The 19,938-nt window shown below is 66.7% G+C and carries 15 protein-coding genes; 9 read left to right on the top strand and 6 right to left on the bottom strand.

The features are described 5' to 3' along the window. Window position 1 precedes the first annotated feature (1 nt). Together IPM80_00665 and IPM80_00660 are read left to right on the top strand one after the other, a co-directional pair. Complete coding sequence (locus IPM80_00665) at window positions 2-1,051, top strand: alpha/beta fold hydrolase (GenBank protein MBK8956955.1); 1,050 nt, start codon at window positions 2-4, stop codon at window positions 1,049-1,051. Between the two features lie 189 nt (window positions 1,052-1,240). Continuing rightward, entirely contained in the window at window positions 1,241-2,035 is a 795-nt protein-coding gene (locus IPM80_00660; protein MBK8956954.1) for a nitroreductase family protein, read from the top strand. 139 nt (window positions 2,036-2,174) lie between these two features. Here IPM80_00660 and IPM80_00655 read toward each other — a convergent pair whose 3' ends face one another. The 3 genes from IPM80_00655 to IPM80_00645 form a co-directional block, all read right to left on the bottom strand. Then, entirely contained in the window at window positions 2,175-3,785 is a 1,611-nt protein-coding gene (locus IPM80_00655) for an AMP-binding protein (protein ID MBK8956953.1), read from the bottom strand. 18 nt (window positions 3,786-3,803) lie between these two features. Further along, on the bottom strand, window positions 3,804-5,036 hold the full coding sequence (locus tag IPM80_00650) for a thiolase family protein (GenBank protein MBK8956952.1): 1,233 nt from the start codon (window positions 5,034-5,036) through the stop codon (window positions 3,804-3,806). Window positions 5,037-5,156: 120 nt separating this feature from the next. Beyond that, complete coding sequence (locus IPM80_00645; protein ID MBK8956951.1) at window positions 5,157-6,467, bottom strand: acyl-CoA/acyl-ACP dehydrogenase; 1,311 nt, start codon at window positions 6,465-6,467, stop codon at window positions 5,157-5,159. A gap of 239 nt (window positions 6,468-6,706) precedes the next feature. Here IPM80_00645 and IPM80_00640 point away from each other — a divergent pair, with 239 nt between their 5' ends. From IPM80_00640 to IPM80_00630, 3 genes are all read left to right on the top strand, one after another. Then, window positions 6,707-8,575: a PQQ-binding-like beta-propeller repeat protein gene (locus IPM80_00640; protein ID MBK8956950.1), complete on the top strand. Its 1,869-nt coding sequence runs from the start codon at window positions 6,707-6,709 to the stop codon at window positions 8,573-8,575. 82 nt (window positions 8,576-8,657) lie between these two features. Further along, window positions 8,658-9,671 carry an AI-2E family transporter gene (locus IPM80_00635; GenBank protein ID MBK8956949.1) on the top strand — a complete coding sequence of 338 codons (1,014 nt, stop codon included), beginning with the start codon at window positions 8,658-8,660 and terminating at the stop codon, window positions 9,669-9,671. A gap of 320 nt (window positions 9,672-9,991) precedes the next feature. Then, complete coding sequence (locus IPM80_00630; protein MBK8956948.1) at window positions 9,992-10,840, top strand: phytanoyl-CoA dioxygenase family protein; 849 nt, start codon at window positions 9,992-9,994, stop codon at window positions 10,838-10,840. 4 nt (window positions 10,841-10,844) lie between these two features. On the opposite strand, the gene IPM80_00625 is transcribed toward IPM80_00630, so the two are convergent. Both IPM80_00625 and IPM80_00620 read right to left on the bottom strand, forming a co-directional pair. Continuing rightward, window positions 10,845-11,420, bottom strand: coding sequence for a VOC family protein (locus IPM80_00625; GenBank protein ID MBK8956947.1), 576 nt, complete (start codon window positions 11,418-11,420; stop codon window positions 10,845-10,847). Window positions 11,421-11,474: 54 nt separating this feature from the next. Then, entirely contained in the window at window positions 11,475-12,557 is a 1,083-nt protein-coding gene (locus tag IPM80_00620) for an LLM class flavin-dependent oxidoreductase (protein MBK8956946.1), read from the bottom strand. 204 nt (window positions 12,558-12,761) lie between these two features. On the opposite strand from IPM80_00620, the gene IPM80_00615 reads away from it, so the two are divergent. Further along, complete coding sequence (locus IPM80_00615; GenBank protein ID MBK8956945.1) at window positions 12,762-13,259, top strand: cupin domain-containing protein; 498 nt, start codon at window positions 12,762-12,764, stop codon at window positions 13,257-13,259. Between the two features lie 7 nt (window positions 13,260-13,266). Continuing rightward, window positions 13,267-14,088 (top strand): phytanoyl-CoA dioxygenase family protein, encoded by an 822-nt coding sequence (locus IPM80_00610; GenBank protein ID MBK8956944.1) that lies wholly within the window; start codon window positions 13,267-13,269, stop codon window positions 14,086-14,088. 18 nt (window positions 14,089-14,106) lie between these two features. On the opposite strand, the gene IPM80_00605 is transcribed toward IPM80_00610, so the two are convergent. Beyond that, window positions 14,107-15,030: a TIGR03564 family F420-dependent LLM class oxidoreductase gene (locus IPM80_00605; protein ID MBK8956943.1), complete on the bottom strand. Its 924-nt coding sequence runs from the start codon at window positions 15,028-15,030 to the stop codon at window positions 14,107-14,109. Window positions 15,031-15,253: 223 nt separating this feature from the next. Here IPM80_00605 and IPM80_00600 point away from each other — a divergent pair, with 223 nt between their 5' ends. Both IPM80_00600 and IPM80_00595 read left to right on the top strand, forming a co-directional pair. Continuing rightward, window positions 15,254-16,906, top strand: coding sequence for a FecR domain-containing protein (locus IPM80_00600; protein ID MBK8956942.1), 1,653 nt, complete (start codon window positions 15,254-15,256; stop codon window positions 16,904-16,906). Continuing rightward, a complete protein-coding gene (locus IPM80_00595; protein ID MBK8956941.1) occupies window positions 16,903-19,815 on the top strand; it encodes an EAL domain-containing protein in 2,913 nt (970 codons plus the stop codon). Before IPM80_00600 ends, IPM80_00595 begins: the two co-directional genes overlap by 4 nt. Window positions 19,816-19,938 lie beyond the last annotated feature (123 nt).

Genomic DNA, 19,938 nt, shown 5'->3' with positions numbered 1-19,938 from the left:
CATGCTAGACAATCCCTACTACTCCCAGGACGCCCACGGCCCGTGGCAGATCTTCAAGGTCGGCGACTTCGAGCTGGAATCGGGCGGCGTGCTGGGCGATCTCGAGCTCGCCTACGCCGTGCACGGCGAACTGAACGCCGCGCGCGACAATGCCATCCTGGTGCCGACCTGGTACTCCGGCACCAGCAAGGTGATGGAGCAGCTGTTCGTCGGGCCCGGACGCGCGCTCGATCCAGCGCGCTACTGCATCATCATCGTCAACCAGATTGGCAACGGCATTTCGACTTCGCCGCACACCATCGACGGCGCGCAGGCCATGGCCAATTTTCCGCGCATCCAGATCGGCGACGACGTGCGCGCGCAGCACAAGCTGGTCACCGAGGTGTTCGGCATCGACAAGCTGGCGCTGGTGTTCGGCGGCTCGATGGGCGCGCAGCAGACCTACGACTGGGCGGTACGCTATCCCGCCATGGTGGCGCGCGCCGCGCCGCTGGCGGGTTATGCCAGGAACACCGATCACGATCGGTTGTTCGTCGAAACCCTGATTGAAGCCATCACCTCCGACCCGCACTGGAACAACGGCAACTATCGCTCCCACCTCGATGTGCAGGCGGGCCTGAAGCGCCACGCACGACTGTGGTCGGTGATGGGTTGGTCGACGGAATTCTTCGCCCGCGAATGCTGGCGTGGTTTCAATTTTTCGAGCTCGGCGGATTTCCATCGCGACTTCATGGAGCCGTTCTTCACGCCGCTCGATCCGAACAGCCTGTTGTGCATGGCGCGCAAATGGCAGGATGGCGACGTCACGCGCATGACCGGCGGCGACCTCGCGGCGGCGCTCGGCCGCATCACCGCCCACACCTTCGTCATGCCCATTTCGACCGACATGTTCTTCAAGGTCGAGGACTGCGCACGCGAACAGCCCTTGATCAAGAACAGCCAGCTGCGCGTGTTGAACAGCGTCGGTGGCCATCTCGGCCTGTTCGGTTTCGAGCCTGAATTCCTGGCCGCGCTGGACGACAACCTGCGCGAGCTGCTGGCGCTGGGCTGAGGCTGCACGCAGCGCCTCGCCGGCCTGGCCACGCGCCGGCTGGCGAGGTTTGCGCGCGATCTTGAGATAGGTCAGACTTCCTGACCATCCGTGCGTGCATGCTCGTCATGGCGCGCGACCAGGTTCGCATCGCGGCCTCGGCAGGATGCCTGGTCCCATGAGAATTCATCCGCTACGGAGGTTAAGAGTATGGAATTGAGAGAAGTGATCGGCCGCCGCCGCTCCATCCGCTTTTTGCGGCCCTACATGCCGGTCGAACCCGAAAAGATCCAGATGATGTTCGAGGCCGCGCGCATTGCCACCCATTGGGGCAACGTGCAGTCGCTGCGCGCCGTCGCCATTCATCGCCACAGCGCGCCGCAGGAAGTGCTGGACGCCCTGAAAGCGGTGGTGGTGGGCTGGCAGCTGCGCATCGCGCCGGTGGTCATCGTGTGGTATTGCGACCCCGAGCAGGTCGAGGAACAGGGCAACCGACTGCGTCAACTGATGGATGTCGGCGCGCTCGGCTTCGGTCCCGCCGAACTCAAGCGCAACACCCTCGAAGAAAAATTCATTCCCGCCTTCAAGGAGATCAAGGATTTCCTCAAAGCGCCGGGCCTGAATGAAATCGACTGCGGCCAGGGCATGGCGCAGGCTACCCTGATGGCCTACGAACTCGGCCTCGGCAGCTGCTTCCTCGGCACGCCCGATGGCGATTCGATCCTGAAGGTGCTCGGTGTACCGTCCCATTGCCGCCTGCTGCTCATGCAGTGCGTGGGCTATCCGATGGAACATTGGGAAGCCGGCGGTCAGCGTCCGCGGCAACCCTTCGAGAGCCTGTTCTCGCTCAACACCTACGGCAATCCCTATCCGCGCAGCCAGGCGGTGGTGGATGAACTGACCCGCGACAAGATGTTCACGCGTCCCGCGCCGCTGCCCGAGCGCGAGGCTGAGCTGGAATATCTCGAGCGCGCCTTGAAGCTCAAGGCGCCGGGCTTGTTCTGATTTGAAACCACACTGGCGGCGGCCACGGCCGCCGCCATCGTCCTGTCACGCCGACGGGTTTTTGTAGGTGCGAATTCATTCTGACACCTGCGCGAATCCGGCTGGCGTCTGGCCCACTGCGATCTATGCCGAAAAAAACCTACTCGGTGATGACGTTCGGCGCTCCCACCTTGAACGCTTCGAGCAGGAATCTCTCCTGCGGCTTTTCCGAAGCAGTCTTGGGGATCTCGTCCAGCACCTGCAGGTAAGTTGGCACGAAACTCGATTCGAGTCGCGCCCGGCACCAGCGAAACACGTCCGCCGCGTCGAACGCCGCGCGCGACACCGGCACGATCGCCGCCACCACGTCCTTCTCGCCCGGCACGCCGTTGCTGGACGGCACGCCGTACACGAACACGTCGTCCACCTGCGGATGTTCGGCCAGTTCCTTCTCGACGAACGCGGGGTTGATGAAGTCACCGTTGTGACGAATGCCGCCGCCCTTGCGGAACAGGAAGTAATACCAGCCGTCGGCATCCTTGTAGCCAATGTCGCCCATGCGCAGCCAGCCGTCCGCGGTCTTGCTGGCGCTCGCTTCCGGGTTCTTGAAGTACGACACCGCCGGGCACGAGCCGTCGGCGTTCTGGAAGATGATCTCGCCCGGCTCGCCCGGCGCACAGTCGTTGCCGTTGTCGTCGACGATACGGCCGATGGCGCTGGCCGGCGGCTTGCCGATGCTGCCGACCGGGCCGCCAGGCGGGTTCATGGTCAGGCCGCCTTCGGCGGCGCCATAGAATTCGAAGATCTCGACACCGAAGCGCTGCTTGAACTCGTTCCAGATATTGGCCGGCATGCCGGCCGACAGCACGTAGCGCACCGGGTTGTCGGCGTCGTTCGCCTTGACAGGCTCGCTGTAGATGGCGGTGGTCATGCCGCCCAGCAGGTTGAACATGGTGCAACCATAGTGACGCGTGATGTCCCACAGGCGCGACTTGGTGAAGCGGCGACTGAACACCCCGCGCAGCCCCATGAACAAGGTATTGCCGAGCGTGATCAACTGCGCGTTGGCGTGCGTCAGCGACAGCCCGGTGTAAGGGCGATCGCCGGCGCGCAGCCCCATCATTTCTCCCAGGCTCGCGACGAAGCCGAAGCGCGCATAGGGTGAGAGGATGGCCTTGGGGTCGCCGGTCGTGCCCGAGGTATAGAGCATCTGCATCGGCTGGTCGGCGGCTTTCACGCGCACGTCGATGTCGGCCGCGCGCGGCCGCGCCAGCACTTCCTGAAACGAGCGCACGCGCAGCTTGCCGAAACTCGCCGGCAGCTTGTTGCCCTGGGTCGAAATCACCCACACCCATTCGAGCTTGGGGCAATCGTCGAGGATGTCGAGCAGGTTGGCGGCCGCGTAATCACCGATCACCACGCCGCGACAGCCGGCGAAGTCCAGCATGTAGGCGAGCTTCTTGCCCTTGGTGCGCGGGTCGACGGGCACGAACACCGTCGCCGCGATCGACGAACCGACCATGGTGTCGACGAACTCCGGGTGGTTCTGCGCGACAATGGCGAAGGCATCGCCGGCGGCCATGCCTTCGTCGTCGAGCGTGGCGGCGACGCGCTGGCCGTTGAGCCACAGGTCGTCGTAGGTGCGCACTTCCTCGAGGTATTCACCCTGGGGGCCGATGTCGACGAAGGTCAGCACGTCGAGCGTGGGCTGGCTCGCGCGGCGCGCGGCGATGAGGTTGGCAAGAATGAGGGTATCCGGCGTGGCGCTCATGGCAGTGATTACTTTCGCTTACTTCTCGAGGATGGAAATGACGATGGCGGCGGCGTCGCGGCCGATGTAGCCGCCGCCGTTTTCCGCCATGCCGATGCGCGCGCCTTCGACCTGGCGTGGTCCCGCTTCGCCGCGCAGCTGCTCGACCAGTTCATGGACCTGGGCAAGGCCGGTGGCGCCGACCGGATGGCCCTTGCGCAACAAGCCGCCGGAAGGATTGACCGGCGTCTTGCCACCGAGCTTGCTGTGGCCTTCGTTGACGAAGCGCGCACCCTCGCCCTTCGCGCACAGGCCGAGCGTCTCGTAGTAGATGAGTTCGGCCGGCGACGAGGCATCGTGCAACTCGACGACGTCTAGATCCTGCGGACCGAGGCCGGCCTGTTCATAGGCTTCGCGGCACACCACTTCGGCGACGCTCGGCTCGTTGTCGGCGTAGTCCCAGCCCGAACGCAACAGGCTGGTGCGTACTTTCACCGCGCGCGCGAGGCCGAGACGCTTCGCCACCGCTTCGTTGACGATGATGGCAGCCGCCGCGCCGTCGCCGATTGGCGAACACATGCCCAAGGTCAGCGGGTAGCTGATGGCGCGCGAGTTCAAGACCTCGTCGATGCTCTGCTGTTCGCGGTACTGGGCCTTGGGATTCAAGCTGCCGTGAAAGGAATTCTTGGACGCGACGGCGGCGAAGTCGCGCTGCGTGCTGCCGTAGTCGCGCATGTGCTCGACCGCCATCGCCGCGTAGACGTCCATGAACAGCGATCGCGTGGCGCCGGCGCCGCTGTCATCGACCTCGATGCCGGCGGCGCGGATGCGATCGTAGATGCCGCTCGTCACCGCGTCGAAACTTTCGAAGTCGACCGCGCCGGTGAAGACCGAAAACGTCTTGGCCTTGTCCGGCGTGTAGAGCTTTTCGAAACCGACCGCCAGCACGATGTCGTAGACGCCGTGGTTGACCATCTGCACCGCCTGCTGAAAGGCGGTGGCGGCGGACGCGCAGGCGTTTTCGACATTGATGACGGGAATGCCGCCGATGCCCATCTCGCGCAATGCCGCCTGGCCCGGCACCATCACCTGGCCGACGGTGATGGCGGTGCCGGCGGTCGCCATGTAGGCCGCCTGCAGCTCGCGTTGGTCGATACCCGCGTCGGCGAGCGCGGCTTGTACCGCCTCGACCGTCAGGGATTTCAGGGTACGGTCCATGTGCTTGGCAAAACGGGTCATCCCGACGCCGACGACATAGGCATCCTGTTTCATGCTTGGCTCCCCAGTGAAATGGTTGTGACACGGCTCCCCACGCCTGTGCGCGGCGGGCGGCATCCTCGCATATTACGAGCTTGGCGACGGCACGGCCCGCGCCGTGCCGCGCCCGCTACGTTACAGGAGCTCGGGATCGACCAGCGCCGTGCCGCCGAGGATCGACAGGATCTCGTTGCAACCGTCTTCGATCATCGAGGCACGCGCATCACGCAACAGCTTCTCCATCGGGTAGGCGCGCGTCATGCCGTTGCCGCCGAACAGCTGCAGGGCGTCGCTCGCCACTTCGAAGGCGGTCTGCGTGCCGGTGACCTTGGACACCATCGCCGCATGCAAGGCCGGTTGCTGCACGGCCATGTTGTATTCGCAGGCACGCCGCGTGACGGCGCGCGCCGCTTCGACGCGACGGAACATGCTGAACAGGCGATGCACCACGCTCTGGTGGCGCACCAGCGGCTGCCCGCCCTGCTTGCGCTCGTGCGCATAGGCGTGGGCGAGTTCGTAGGCGCGCTGCGCGACGCCGGTGAAGCATGCGCCCATCAGGACGTTGGCCTCGGCATGGATGGCATAGACCGCGCGCTGGAAGCTGTCGGGCCCGGCCAGCAGGTGCTCCATGCCGAGCTCGACGTTGTCGAAGAAGATCTCGCCCTGGGGCAGCGCGCGCTGGCCCATCTTGTCCAGCGGTTTGCCCTTGCTCACGCCCTTGGTGTTGCACGGCACGATCACGCAGGCGCCGTGACGGGTGTCGGCGCCGGCGCCGCTGTCCGCCGCGCAATAGAGGATGCAGATCTGGCCGATGGGTCCATTCGATACCCATGCCGACTTCTGCCCGTTGATGATGATGCGATCCGACTTCAGCGTGGCGATGCAATTGGGCCGGCCGTAGGCGCCCTTGGCGTGGGCCGCGTTGCCCTCCGGGTCCAGGGAATCGCTGCCATGATCGGGCTCGGTGATACCCCAGCAGCCGATGATGTTGTCGGCGCACAGTTCCGCCAGGTAGTCGTTGCCGAACAGGCGCGAGAGATAACGCGGCAACGTGCCGGCGCCGATCGAGATCGCGAGACCGGAATCGCCCCAGCCCAGGATCTCGTAGAACAGGCACATGATCTTGGCGCGCTGCAGCGGCTCCATGCCGAGCAACAGGTCGACCGTGAAGCCGAGCTCCTGGAATTTGCCGTAGAAGGACCACAGGGGTGAGCCGGGCGCGATGACTTCGTCCGGCGTCATGCGGTCCAGCACCTCGCCGGTCGGGCGCATTTCGTTTTCGGCGAACCGGCGCAAGGTGTCGACGATGGCGCTTTCCTCTTCGCTCATCGGGCACTCGGCGCCGAACGGCCCGAGCTTGGGATGGGGCGTCGGCGCCCACTTGGCAATGCGAACGTCGGCCGACGGACGACCGAAAGTGGAAACGTCTTGTGGCAGTGCGGCCATACTCCCCTCCTGCATGATGAATGAGACCAGCGATGGCGGGGGCGCACCCCCGATGGAATAACGGTGAGCCCATACCGTGCGCGCGTCCTTGACGCGAATCAAGGGTCGCAGCGCAGCACGACGCCTTCTGCAATAATGCCCGCGCAATCCATCGCGCCCGTCGCCATCGCCCTGCCCGCGCAAGGCAGTCGACGCGCGCGCGCTTTCATTCACCGCACTCACGACATGAGGGGATACTGATGCGGAACGACAAACCTGGCGTGCGCGGCTGGCGCACGCTCGTGGCCCTGGGCTGCGCGAGCCTGCTCGCGACCGGCGTCCACGCCGACGACGACAAGGCCATCGGCAAACATGCGTTCGAGAAAGCCTGCGTGGCCTGCCACAGCGACCCGCCCGTGCCGCGCGCCATGCCGCGCGATCAGCTTGCCAAGATGCCGCCCGAAGCGATCTTCGCCGCCCTGCTCGGCGGCAAGATGACGCTGCAGGCCGCCGCCCTGTCGGAGATCGAGAAGCGCGCGGTGTCCATCTACCTGTCCGAGATCCCGTGGGGCTCGGTCAAGGACGCCCAGACCGTCGAACAGCTGACGATGTGCAAGAACCCGGCGCCGCTGGCGGCCGATGCGCTCGAACACCCCCATTGGTCGGGCTGGGGCCTCGACGCCGACAACACCCATTTCCAGCCGGCCGCGCATGCGCGCCTCAAGCCCGAAGATCTCGCCAACCTCGAGTTCAAGTGGGCGCTGGGCTTCCCGGCCGGCACCAGCGTCTCGACCCAGACCGCCGTCATCGGCGGGCGCATCTACATCGGCGGTCCCGGCAACGGCATCTACGCGCTCGACGCCAGGAGCGGCTGCGCGCACTGGAAGACCGAGACCGCCGGCGAAGTGCGCGGCGCCATCCAGGCCTTCAAGCGCGCCGACGGTTCGGTGATGCTGGTAGCGGCCGATCGCAAGGCCATGGTCTATGGCCTCGATGCCAATACCGGCAAAATCCTGTGGCAGGACAAGGGCGAGGATCATCCATGGGCGATGAACACCGGCTCGGCCGCCTACCACGACGGCAAGGTCTACGTGCCCTTCGCGTCCTTCGAGGAACTGGCCGGCGGCTCGCCGACCTACGAGTGCTGCACCTTCCGCGGCAGCGTGAATGCCTACGAGCTCGAAACCGGCAAACGGCTGTGGAAGTCCTATCTCATCCCGGAACCGGCCAAGAAGACCGTCAAGGCCAGCAATGGCACGCAGCTGTGGGGACCGTCGGGTGTGGCGGTATGGTCACAGCCGACCATCGATGCCAAGGCCGGCGCCATCTACCTCACCACCGGCGACTCCTATTCGGCGCCGGCGGCGGACACCTCCGATGCGATCGTCGCGCTGGACCTCAAGACCGGCGCCATACGCTGGCACAAGCAGATGACGGCCGATGACGCCTTCACCGCCGCCTGTGTCGCGCACAACGCCGATCCCGTCGCGCGCAAGGGCTGCGGCCCCGATGTCGACTTCGGCTCCTCGGCCATCCTGCGCACCCTGCCGAACGGCAAGCGCGTGCTGCTGGCGGGCCAGAAGTCGGGCGTGATGCACGCCGTCGATCCCGATGCGCAAGGCGCCGTGCTGTGGCAGAAGCGCCTGTCACCGGGCGGCGTGCTGGGCGGCATCGAGTGGGGCTACGCGGCCGACGACAAACACGTCTACGTGCCGATCTCGGACGTGTGGGAGTCGCGCAGTGAACCCGGCGCGGCCGGCGGCATCTATGCATTGAACATCGCCGACGGCAGCACCGTGTGGCAGACGCCCGCGCAAAAGCCCGACTGCCTGTCGACACCGGGCTGCAACGCCGGTCAGCCGCAGGCCGCGGTGTTGATCCCGGGCGCGATCTTCTCCGGCTCCATGGACGGTCACATGCGCGCCTACGACCCGGCGACGGGCAAGGTCATCTGGGACGTCGACACCAAGCGCGAGTTTCCGACCGTCAACGGCGTCAAGGCCAAGGGCGGTTCGATCAAGGGCGCCGGCGCGGTGGTGGTCGACGGTTGGGTGTACTTCGGTTCGGGCTATGGCCTGTGGGGCATGCCCGGCAACGTCTACGTGGCCTACGGGCCCAAGGCCAAGTGAGGCTTAGCCGCCCCACGCTCGGCACGCGACCGGCCGCAACTCGCTTACGGCCAGTCGTTCTCCCCGGCGGCGAGGAACGCGCATGACTTCGCCGTCGTTTTCCCGTTACGACATCGCGGCCTGGATCCTGTTTGGCGTCGGCCTGCTGTGGCTGCTGTTCGTGCACCTCCTGCCGTCGCTGCTCGCCGGGCTCCTGATCTTCGCCCTGGTCGATGCCCTGGTGCCGCTGCTGCGCAAGGCCGATACCCGCCACGGCACGCCGCGCATGCTGGCGGTGGCCTTGATCGCCACCATCGTCATCGCCGCGACCTCGGCCGCCATCCTGTCGCTGGTGTCGTTCATGCGCAATGGCGGCGACAACCTGCCGGCCCTCATTCAGCGCATGGCCGAAATCATCGAACACTCGCGTGCCAGCCTGCCGGCGTGGCTGTTGCATTACGTGCCGCAAGACACCGAGGAACTGCGCCAGGCGCTGGTGACATGGCTGCGCACCCATGCCGAGGTGTTCCAGGTCGCCGGCACCGGCGTCGGCCGCGCGCTCGCGCATATCGTGGTCGGCATGGTGATCGGTGCCCTGCTGTCCTTGGAAAACGCCGGCGTGCGCGCCGATCGCGGGCCGCTGTCGGAGGCGCTCGCGGAGCGCGCGCGCCATCTCATCCTGGCCTTTCGCCGCGTGGTTTTCGCACAGGTGCGCATCTCCGCCATCAACACCGCCTTCACCGCCATTTATCTGCTGGTGGTGCTGCCGTGGTTCGACGTGCAGCTGCCGTTCGCCAAGACCCTGGTGGTATTGACCTTCGTGCTGGGCCTCATTCCCATCCTCGGCAATCTCATTTCCAACACCATGATCTTCACCGTCAGTCTCAGCCAGTCGCTGGGGCTCGCGGTAGCGTCGCTGAGTTATCTCGTCATCATCCACAAGCTCGAGTATTTCCTGAACGCACGCATCGTCGGCGGCCAGATCCGCGCGCGTGCCTGGGAACTGCTGCTGGCCATGCTCGCCATGGAGGCGGCGTTCGGCATCACGGGCTTGATGGCCGCGCCGATCTACTACGCCTACGTGAAGGACGAACTGCGCGACAAGAAATTGATCTGAAGCGCGCTGATCCGCTGTAGGTGCGAATTTATTGTTTGTGGTGTCGGTGGTTGCGGTGGTGCGGGTTGGTGGGTCGGGCGTCGGTCTTTCGGGGGAGGGAAAGGGGGGGGTGGGCGGCTGGGTTCTTGGGGGTGGGGCCGTCAACGACCCCCGGGGGGCCCCCCGGGGCCCGTTTTTCCGGGGCTGCCCGCGCGCACATTCACGGTGTTGGCGCTTGACCGTCGGGACTCGAAGTCCTTGAGGCACAGGATCCGCGCATGGAGCGCGGGCGCCCGCCTCTCCTCCTTCGTACCATGCGAACATCCGGGGGAGTCGCCACCATGGCACCGAATCTCGATGTCTCCGAACTGCGCACCCGCTTCCAGGAAGATGGCGTGGTGTTCCTGCCCGGCGTGCTCGATGCCCGCGCGCTCGAACTCGCGGCCGAGTGCTATGAATGGACGCTCAATCACCCGGGCCCCGGCGCCGGCCCGGTCTTGCTCGGCACGCCCGGCACCTTCTACCAGGACCAAGCCAATCCCGACAGCTATCCCGCCTACCGGCGCTTCCTGCGCGAAGCGCCGCTTGCCGACGTGGCGGCCGCGCTGTTCGGCTGCGACAACGTGTGGCTGATGTACGAACAGATCTGGTTGAAGGACGGCGCCGACACGCGCCGTACGCCCTGGCACCAGGACTTGCCCTACCTGCCGGCGAGCGGCGAGCACCTGATGGTGATGTGGGCCAACCTCGACCCGGTGGCAAAGGACTACTCGCTCGAATTCATCCGCGGCTCCCATCGCGGGCCGCTGTACAACCCGAGCGCCTTCAATCCCGACGACGAAGCCGCCAACCTGTTCGACGCCGCCGAGTGGCCGCCGCTGCCGGCCATCGAACAGGCGCGCGAGGCATTTCCCATCGTGTCGTGGGACATACAACCGGGCGACGTGGTGGCGTTTCACCCCGCCGTCCTGCATGGCGGCGCGCCGACCCGCGCCGGCGTGAGACGCCGCACCCTGTCATTGCGCTTCTTCGGTGACGATGCCCGGGTCGCCAGGCGTCCGCACGACGGCATGGCCAACGTCGACGGCTTGAAACACGACGACGGCGGACGCCATCCCTTGAAGAAGATGGCGCTGGCCAGCCGGGCGCCGTTCCGTCACCAGGACTTTCCGCAACTGCGGCCGCGGTAGGCCATTATTCGCACATGACCGGTGGTGCGCTGATTCTTGTGGCGACTTCACGCCCCGCGGGAACCCCCATGCGAAGCCTTGTCAGGCGATCGCAGGCATCCTGCGCGAACTGCGCATATTCGATGACCGTGCCGTCAGGGTCGCGCACGCACAGGAACTTCGCTTCCACGCCCGACGGCGCGACACCCGGCGCGGTCTCGTAGGGCGACACCGGCCCGACGAATTCCACACCCTTGGCCGCCAGATGCGCGGCGACGGCATCGATGTCCGCCACCTCGAAGCACAGCCGGCAGATGCCGACATTGTCGAGTGTCGCGTAGGCCTCGCCACGCGTCGGCTGGTCGAGAAACTGGATGATGTCCAGGAACGGCACCGGGTTGTCGCCCGGGATCTTCATGAACACCGCGCGGAAACGCCGATTGTTGTCCAGTCCCAGGCCGCGCCACACACCGGCGCCGGGCCCGAATTCCTGGTCGGCGAATTTCTCGAAGCCAAGCATTTCGTAGAACGGAATGGTGCGTTCCATGTCGCGCACGCAGATATTGGCGTGCACCATCTGGCGAATCTTGACGGCGCTCATGCGCTGTTTCTCCTGTTGGTTTTGGTAATGAAGCAGGCGCGGCCCGGGCGCAAATCACACCACACCCAGGGCTCGCAGACGCGGCACGATGTCGGCGCCGAAACGCCGCGTGTCGCCAAGATAATCCATGTAGCTCATGAGCACGCCGTCCATGCCGCGCCGATAGAGTTCGGCAATCTGTTCGGCGACATCGTCGGCAGTGCCGAGCAAGGGCAGTGAACCGGCGCCGAAGGCGAAGGTTTCCAGGGTCTGCTGGTTGAACGAGCCGCTTTCCATGCCGAGACCATCGGCCCAGTTGCGCACCGCCACCGGGTCCATCTGCTCGATGACGCGCGCCCGCTCCGCTTCGGCCTCGGCGCGCGTGGCGGCCCACACCGGCAGCACCATGCACACCATGCGCACGCTGCGCCCGTAGGCCTGGGCGCGGGCCTTGAAGTCGCGCGCCAGGGCTTCGGCGTCATCCATGCTGACCGGACACACGAAGGCCCAATCGCATTGGCGCGCCACCATCTCGCGCGCATCGGTTGAGGTGCCGGCGTTGACGATGGTCGGATGGGGGCGCGCGCTCGGCTGCGGCATCACGTAACCATCGCGCACGGTGTAATGCTCGGACTCGAAATTGAACGTGCCGGGCGGCGCGGTCCACAGGCCTTTCAGGATCTTGATGAAATCCTCCGAGCGCTGGTAGCGCTTGCCGTGGTCGAGCATCTCGATGCCCATCATGTCGAACTCGCTGCGGTTCCAGCCGCTCACGATGTTGATGCCCCAGCGCCCGTCGCCGATGTGATCGAGGCTGGCGCCCATCTTGGCCGCCACCACCGGGTTGAAGGCCGGCACGTGCACGGTCGAGAAGATCTGGATGCGCGTGGTCGAGGCCAGCATCGCCGCTGCCCAGGTCATGGTCTCCAGCGACTTGCCGTGGTAATCGACCTCGCCGCCGATGGTGCGCCAGCGGCTGACCGGGAACAGGAAATCGAAACCGGCCTGTTCGGCGGCGAGGCCGATGGCGCGGTTGGCGGCGAAGGTCCAGTCGGCCTGGTCGGCCTTGTAGTGGCTGATGTTGGGACTGTTGCTGACGGTCGGCATGAAGATGCCGAAACGCAGACGGTCACGACCGTTGAGGTGGGGGCTGGTCATGGTGGGCTTGCTCCGCGCCCGTGGCGCTGATCCTGGTGCGGCCATTGTCGCGCGCCGCGTCGCGCCCCGGCACCCCCTCAAACGGTGCGTTGCTTGCCATGGCCGCGCGGGCAGCGATAGTCTGGCCGCCACATTCGCGTTCGGGGAGAACGAGCCATGGTGCAGTACGCCGAGATTACCGACATCGACTTCACGGTCGAAGAAATGGAGCGCAACGTCGCGCGCTTCAAGAACCAGAAGAGCTCGGCCGAGGCCTTTCTCGATACGCGCATTCCCGGCCACGAGCGCGAGATCTTCAGCATCATCGGCAACGGCGTGCAGGAAGACGACAGCATGCAGCCGCAGATCGCGCCGCAGGATTTTCATCTCGCCATGATCCGCTCCGAGCCCGGCAAGGGCGCGGCCCTGCATTCCCATCTCACCCAGGAAGTGTTCATGCCCCTGACCGGGCGCTGGGCCATTTACTGGGGGCCGAAAGGCGAGAAGGAAGTGATCCTCGAACCCTACGACGTGATCTCGGTGCCGGTGCATGTGATGCGCGGCTTTCGCAATGTCGGCAGCGAGACCGCCATGATGCTGGCGGTGGTCGGCGGTCATGATCCGGGCCGCGTCGGCTGGCCGGCGTCGATGAAGGACGCGGCGCGCGCCGCGGGTCTCGTGCTGGACGAGCAAGGGAATCTGCGCGCCGTCGCGTCGGCCTGAAGCCGCCATGGGCGGCACTGGTTGCGCGGCTCCCCTACTCGCCGAGGAAGTCGCGCGCTACCACCGCGATGGCCAGTTGACGCCGGCCTGGCGGCTGTCGCCGTCGCGCCTCGCGGCGCTGCGCGCGGCCGTCCTGCGCCTGCTCGCGGCGCGTGCCGATGTGCGACCGGATTTCATCGCCCTGCCCCATGTGCCGTGGGATGGCGCCGAGGGCAGCGCGCTGGCGCGCGAGTTCTTCGAATTCTTCAGCGCGCCGCAGCTGCTCGACGTGGTCGAGCAGATCATCGGCCCGGACATCATCCTGTGGGCCTCGGCCTTGTTCTGCAAACCCGCCGCCACCGGCCTCGAAGTGCCCTGGCACCAGGACGGCCAATACTGGCCGATACGCCCGCGCGCGACGGTCACGGTGTGGATTGCGCTCGATGACGTGCGTGTCGACAACGGCTGCATGCGCGTCATTCCCGGCTCGCATCGCATGGGCGAATTCAGCCACGACACGAGCCCGCGCGAAGACCTGGTCCTGAACCAGGTGCTGAACGATCCGCGCATCGACCTTTCGCGCGTGCGCAACATCGAACTCGAGCCCGGCCAGGTGTCCTTGCACGACGTCGAACTCGTGCATGGCTCGCAGGCCAATACCTCCGGCCGGCGGCGCGCGGGACTCGCGGTGCGCTACATGCCGTCCACCTCGCTCTACGATCGCACGCTCGACATGGGCGGCGCCTCGCACACCGCGCCGGTCGAATTCAAGCAACGACCGATCTGGTTGCTGCGCGGCGTCGATCGTTGCGGTGGCAACGATTTTCGCACCGGACACCAGGGCTACTGACGCGGGCGCCTCGCTTCTTCAGACGAACTCGCCCCTGACCGCCGCCAGGAATTCGAAGGTGCGCTCGAAGGCGCCAGCCTCGGTCTCGCTGATGGCGGCATTGAAGTCGGTCACGCCGCTGTCGCGGATGCGGCCGATCTCGCGGCGCAGCGTGGCCTCGTCGCCGACCAGCGCGAGATCGGCCGGCCCGCCATGGCCTTCGCGATCGAGCATGGCGCGATAGCTCGGCAACTGTCCGTAGATTTCCAGGCTCTTGGCGATGCTGGCCCGCGCCTGCTCGACGGCCGTGGTGAGCACGATGGGATAACCGCCGATGATGCGCGGCGCCGGGCGCCCCGCCGCCGCGGCCGCCGGCAGCAGGTGCTTGACGATGTGTTCGGCGATGGTGCGTGGCCCGGTCATCCAGGTGCTGGTGCCGTCGGCCAGGCGTCCGCTCAGGCGCAACATGTGCTCGCCGAGCGCCGCCACCACCACCGGCACGTCGGTGACGCCGGGCACCGCCACCTGAAGGTTGGCGACGCGGAATTCCTCGCCGTCGAAATTCACCATCTCGCCACGCAGCAGCGGCCTGAGAATTTTCAGGTACTCACGCATGTGGCGCGCCGGCTGCGCATAGGACAGGCCGAGCATGCCCTCCACCACCAGCTTGTGCGACAGCCCGATGCCGAGCACGAAGCGATTGTCGGTGAGTTGCGCGGTGGTCAGGGCCTGCTGCGCCATCGCCATCGGGTGGCGCGGATAGGTGGGCGTGACGGCGGTGCCGAGTTCGATGCGCGAAGTCTCGCGGCCGGCCACGCCGAGCGCGGCAATCGCATCGATGGATCGGATGTGGGCCATCCACAGCGTGTCGAAGCCGGCCTGTTCGGCGCGGCGCGCCAGCGCGACTATCGAGTCGACGGTCACGCCGTGCATCGAGGCGCCGCTCATGAGTCCGAATTTCATCGTGGTGGTTCCTTGCTGTTGGGAAAAGCGTGGGTGAAAAGGTCTGTACCAGGCTGCCGCAACGGCGCCGCGGTCACGCCGATTCTACCCGTGATGGGATGACGCCCTGCCGGCTCCTTGGTTAGCATGCCCGCTTCGACGTGCGCCGGCCACGGGTGCCCGCGAGTCGAGAGTGTGTTCCACGAAACCGAACGCCAGCCCGCGCCTGAACGTCGCGCCGGGCATGGAAAAAGGAGTCACCATGCCGCCGCGCCTTGCTCGATTGACCGCTTGTGTCCTGCTCATCCTGTTCGGCACGGTGGCGCACCGGAGCGCCCACGCCGCCGAATGGATCTACACCGTGCAGGACGGCGACAACCCCTGGAATCTCACCGAGCGCTACCTGGCCGGCATCAAGTACTGGCCGCGCATCCAGACCCTGAATCGCATCAACGACCCGCAACACATCCCGCCCGGTACACGCCTGCGCATTCCGGTCGAGTGGCTGCGGCGCGTGGATGCCATCGCCAAGGTCGCGGCGGTGCACGGCCAGGCCGAAGTGCGCGGCAAGCGCGCCACGCGCGCCCTGACGGCGGGCATGCAGTTGCGCAGCGGTGACGTGGTGCAAACCGGCCGTGAAGCCAATGTCACACTCGAATTCGCCGATGGTTCACGGGTGCTGGTGCACGCCGAAGCGGAGCTGCATCTCGATGCGCTGGGCGGCTTCGAGAACACCGACTACTACGACACCCAGGTGCGCCTCACGCAGGGGCGCATGGAAAACCTGGTGGCGCCGCTCGGCAAGGGTCCGGGCCGCTTCGAGATCAGCACGCCGGCCGCGGTCACCGCGGTGCGCGGCACGCGCTACCGGGTGAATGCCGCCAGCGATGCGACGCGCAGCGAAGTGCTGGAAGGCAAGGTCGCGGTCAACACGCAAACGAGCGGCGTCGACGTCGCCGCCGGCTACGGCACGGTGGCCAGCGCCGCCGCCGCGCCGAGCGCGCCGGTCGCGCTGCTGCCAGCGCCCGATCTCACCGCGCTGCCGGCGCGTGTGGAACGGGTACCGGTGGCGTTCAGCGTTCCGGCCCTGGCCGGCGCCGGCGCCTACCGCTTTCAGCTCGCGGCCGACACGCGCTTCGACAGTGTGCTGTTCGATGGCCGCGCCGACGCCACGCGCCTGCGCGCAAGCGACCTGCCGGACGGCCATTACTTCCTGCGTGTGCGCGGCATCGATGCCCAGGGCCTGGAAGGTTTGAGCGCCGACCATCCCTTCGACCTCGACGCGCGCCCCGAGCCGCCGCTCTTGACCGCGCCCGCGCCGGGCGCCGGCGTGCCGGAAGAAAAGCCACCCATGAGCTGGGGTGAGAGCAGCGCCGTCACGCGCTATCACCTGCAGGTGGCGCGCGACGCGCAATTTACCGATCTCATCATGGACGACGCGAGCATCAGCGCCAGCCATGCCACCACGGCCGAGGCGCTGCCGCCCGGCATCTACTACTGGCGCGTCGCGTCCATCACCGACGCCGAGGGCCAGGGCCCCTACAGCGACACCCAGCAATTCCGTCGCCTGCCGCCGGCGCCGCCGTTGGAGGCGCCGGCAGTGGATAAAGAAAACATGAGCGTGCGCTGGCGCGCCGGCGAACCCGGCCAGACGTTCCAGTTCCAGCTCGCCGGCGACGAGAGCTTTGCCGAACCGGTGGTCGACATGCGCGTCGACGGCGCCGAAGCGAAGTTCAAGCGGCCCAAGGGCGGCGCCTATTTCATGCACGTCAAGACCATCGACAGCGACGGCACCGAGGGCGCCTATGGCACCGTGCAAAAAATCGAGGTGCCGTCCAAGGCTGGCGCGCGCTGGTGGATGCTGGTGTTCCTGCCCTTGATAGCACTGGCCTTGTGACGCCGCTCGCCACACGCCTCGGCGACTGGTCGCGCAGCGAGACCGCGCGCCTCGCCGGCGCGCTGTGCGCGATCATCGCGTTGGCGGTGATGTCAGGCGTGCTGGAACGCTGGGACAACGTCATCTACGACGCGGCGCTGCGTTTGAAGCGCGGCACGACGCCCGACGACATCGTCATCGTCGCCGTCGACGACCGCAGTCTCAAGCAGCTCGGGCGCTGGCCGTGGTCACGCCACGTGCATGCGCAACTGCTCGAGCGTCTGACCCGCGTCGGCGTGCGCGCGGTGGCCTTCGACATCATGTTCGCCGAGGCCGCCAATGGCGACGGCGGCGACACCCACCTGGCCGGCGCCATCGCCGCCAATGGCAACGTGGTGCTGCCGGTGTTTCCCGACCAGGAGAGCGCCGACGGCCCCCTGCGCGAAGTGCAGCCCTTGCGCGCCTTCGCCCAGGTCGCGGCCAAGCTCGGGCATGTCGACACCGAGCTCGATCGCGATTCGGTGATCCGCAGCGTCTACCTGCAGGCCGGCCTGTCGTCGCCGGTGTGGCCGAGCCTGGCGCTGGCCATGCTCGAACAGGTGGCACCCGGCGAATGGCAGCACCTGCCCGGCGAAACCCGCGCGCCGACCTCGACGGCCGGCAGCGGACAGTGGCTGCGCGACTATCGCCTGCTGGTGAATTTTCTCGGTCCGCCCGGGCGTTTTCGCGAAGTGTCGTTCGCCGACGTACTGGAGCAGGATGCGCTGCTGAACCGTCTGCACGGGCGTTTCGTGCTGGTGGGCGTGACCGCCGCCGGACTCGGCCGCAGCCTCGCCACGCCGGTGTCGGGCGAGGCGCAGCCGATGTCGGGCGTCGAGTTCAACGCCACGGTGCTCGACAACCTGCGCAATCGCAATTGGGTGACGCCGCTGCGCGGTCCGCTCTACGCCGCGCTGCTGTCGCTGTTCGCGCTGGCGCCGGCGCTGCTGTATCCGCGCTGTTCGCCACGCCAGGGCCTGGCGGTGGCCGGCGTGTTGATGGTCTTGACCGTCGCCGTACCGGTAATCCTGCTGCTCGCCTTCGAACTGTGGCTGGCGCCCGCGCCGGCGCTGCTTGCCGGCGCCTGCAGCTATCCGCTGTGGAGCTGGCGACGGGTGGAGCGCGCGGCCCGCAGCCTGCGTCGCGAAAAGGAACTGGCACGCGCCACCCTGCATGCGATCGGCGACGCGGTGGTGACCACCGACCACGATGGCCTCGTCACCTACATGAACCCGGTCGCCGAGGCCTTGAGCGAGCATGCGCGCCGCGATGCCGTCGGTCGCCACATCTCGAGCATCTTCTGGTCGGCGCAGAAAGCCGAGCGCGACAAGGCTGCCCAGGTCATCGGCCAGGCGCTGGCCGAGAATCGCTCGGTGCGCTCGCCGTCCTATGCCTTGCTCAACAGGCGCCTCGGCGACCCCTACGCGGTGCGCATCACGGCCAGCCCGATAGTGGCCGACGACGGCACGCGCCAAGGCGCGGTGATCGCCTTTCACGACGTGACCGAGAACCTGTCGCTGTCACGCCAGGTGGCGCACCAGGCCACCCACGATGCCTTGACGCGCCTGCCCAATCGCGAGCTGTTGGCCGACCGCGTGGCGCAGGCCATCGCCGCGGCGCGCCGCGACGGCGACATGCTGGCGGTGCTGTTTCTCGATCTCGATGGCTTCAAATACATCAACAGCAGTCACGGCCATGCCACCGGCGATGCGCTGCTGGTCGAAATAGGCGAACGCCTGGCGCTGACCGCGCGCCCCCACGACACCGTCGCGCGCTGGGACGGCGACCAGTTCGGCATCCTTCTGACCGGCATCGACCCGGCGGCCAGCATCGACGAACTGGCGCGCCGCTTTCTCGACATCGGCAACGAACCCTACGTGCTCGAAAACCACGACGTGCGCATCACCGGCAGCGTCGGCGTCAGTCTCTATCCGCGCGACGGCGAGGACGTCGAGAGCCTGTTCAAACATGCCGACGCGGCCCTGCATCGCGTCAAGCAGCGCGAGCGCAATGGCATCGGTTACTACGACGAAGCCTACGACGCGCGCGCGCGTCAGCATCTGCAGGTGGCCAATGCCCTGCATCACGCACTGCGCAACCACGAGTTCGAACTCTACTACCAGCCGACCCTGGCGCTGGACAGCGACCACGTGACCGGCGCCGAAGCGCTGCTGCGCTGGCATCATCCCGAACGCGGCCTGCTGCTGCCCGGCGATTACGTACCGGTCGCGGAGGAATCGGATCTCATTCAGCACATCGGCGAATGGGTATTCCACGAGGCCTGCCGGCAGTCGCGCGCCTGGCAGCTGGCGGGCCTGGCGCTCAAGATCGGCGTCAATGTCTCGGCCCGTCAGCTCGCCAGCGACAACTGGCTGGGCAGCGTCAAATCGGCGCTCGAACGCAGCGGCGCCGACGCGCGCAGCATCACGCTCGAAATCACCGAGAGCGCGGTGATGCACGAGCGCGAACGCGCGGGCCGCCTGCTGCAGGCGTTGAAGGATCTTGGCCTGCGCATCGCGATCGACGATTTCGGCACCGGCTTCGCGTCGCTGGCCAATCTCAAGCAGCTGCCGGTCGACCAGGTGAAGATTGATCAATCCTTCATCCGCGATCTCAACAGCGACCCGGGCGATGCGGCCATCACCCGCGCCGTGATCGCGATGGCCCACAGCATGCGCCTGTCGGTGATCGCCGAAGGCGTGGAAAACAGTGCGCAGCTCGCCTTCCTGCGCCAGCATCGCTGCGACGAGATGCAGGGCTTCTACCTGGGGCGGGCGATGCCGGCGGCCGAGCTGGAACGCTGGCTCGCGGCGCGCGCGGGCCGCATCCTGCAGGCGCCGCCGCTCGAAGCGCCCGGCGAGACCGAACTCAAGCCACCGCGCCTGCACTGAGCCGCACACCGCATCGCCGTTGCGGGTGCGATTTCAATCGCGCATTCAAGGGCGCCATTCCCGGCACGGGCGTGCAAATAAATCCGCACCCACCGTAGGTGCGATTTCAATCGCACATTGCAA

This window comes from Pseudomonadota bacterium (assembly GCA_016719885.1).
Classification (GTDB): domain Bacteria; phylum Pseudomonadota; class Gammaproteobacteria.
The sequence above is the reverse complement of the archived record's forward strand: the minus strand, read 5'-3'. Positions and strand labels throughout refer to the sequence as shown.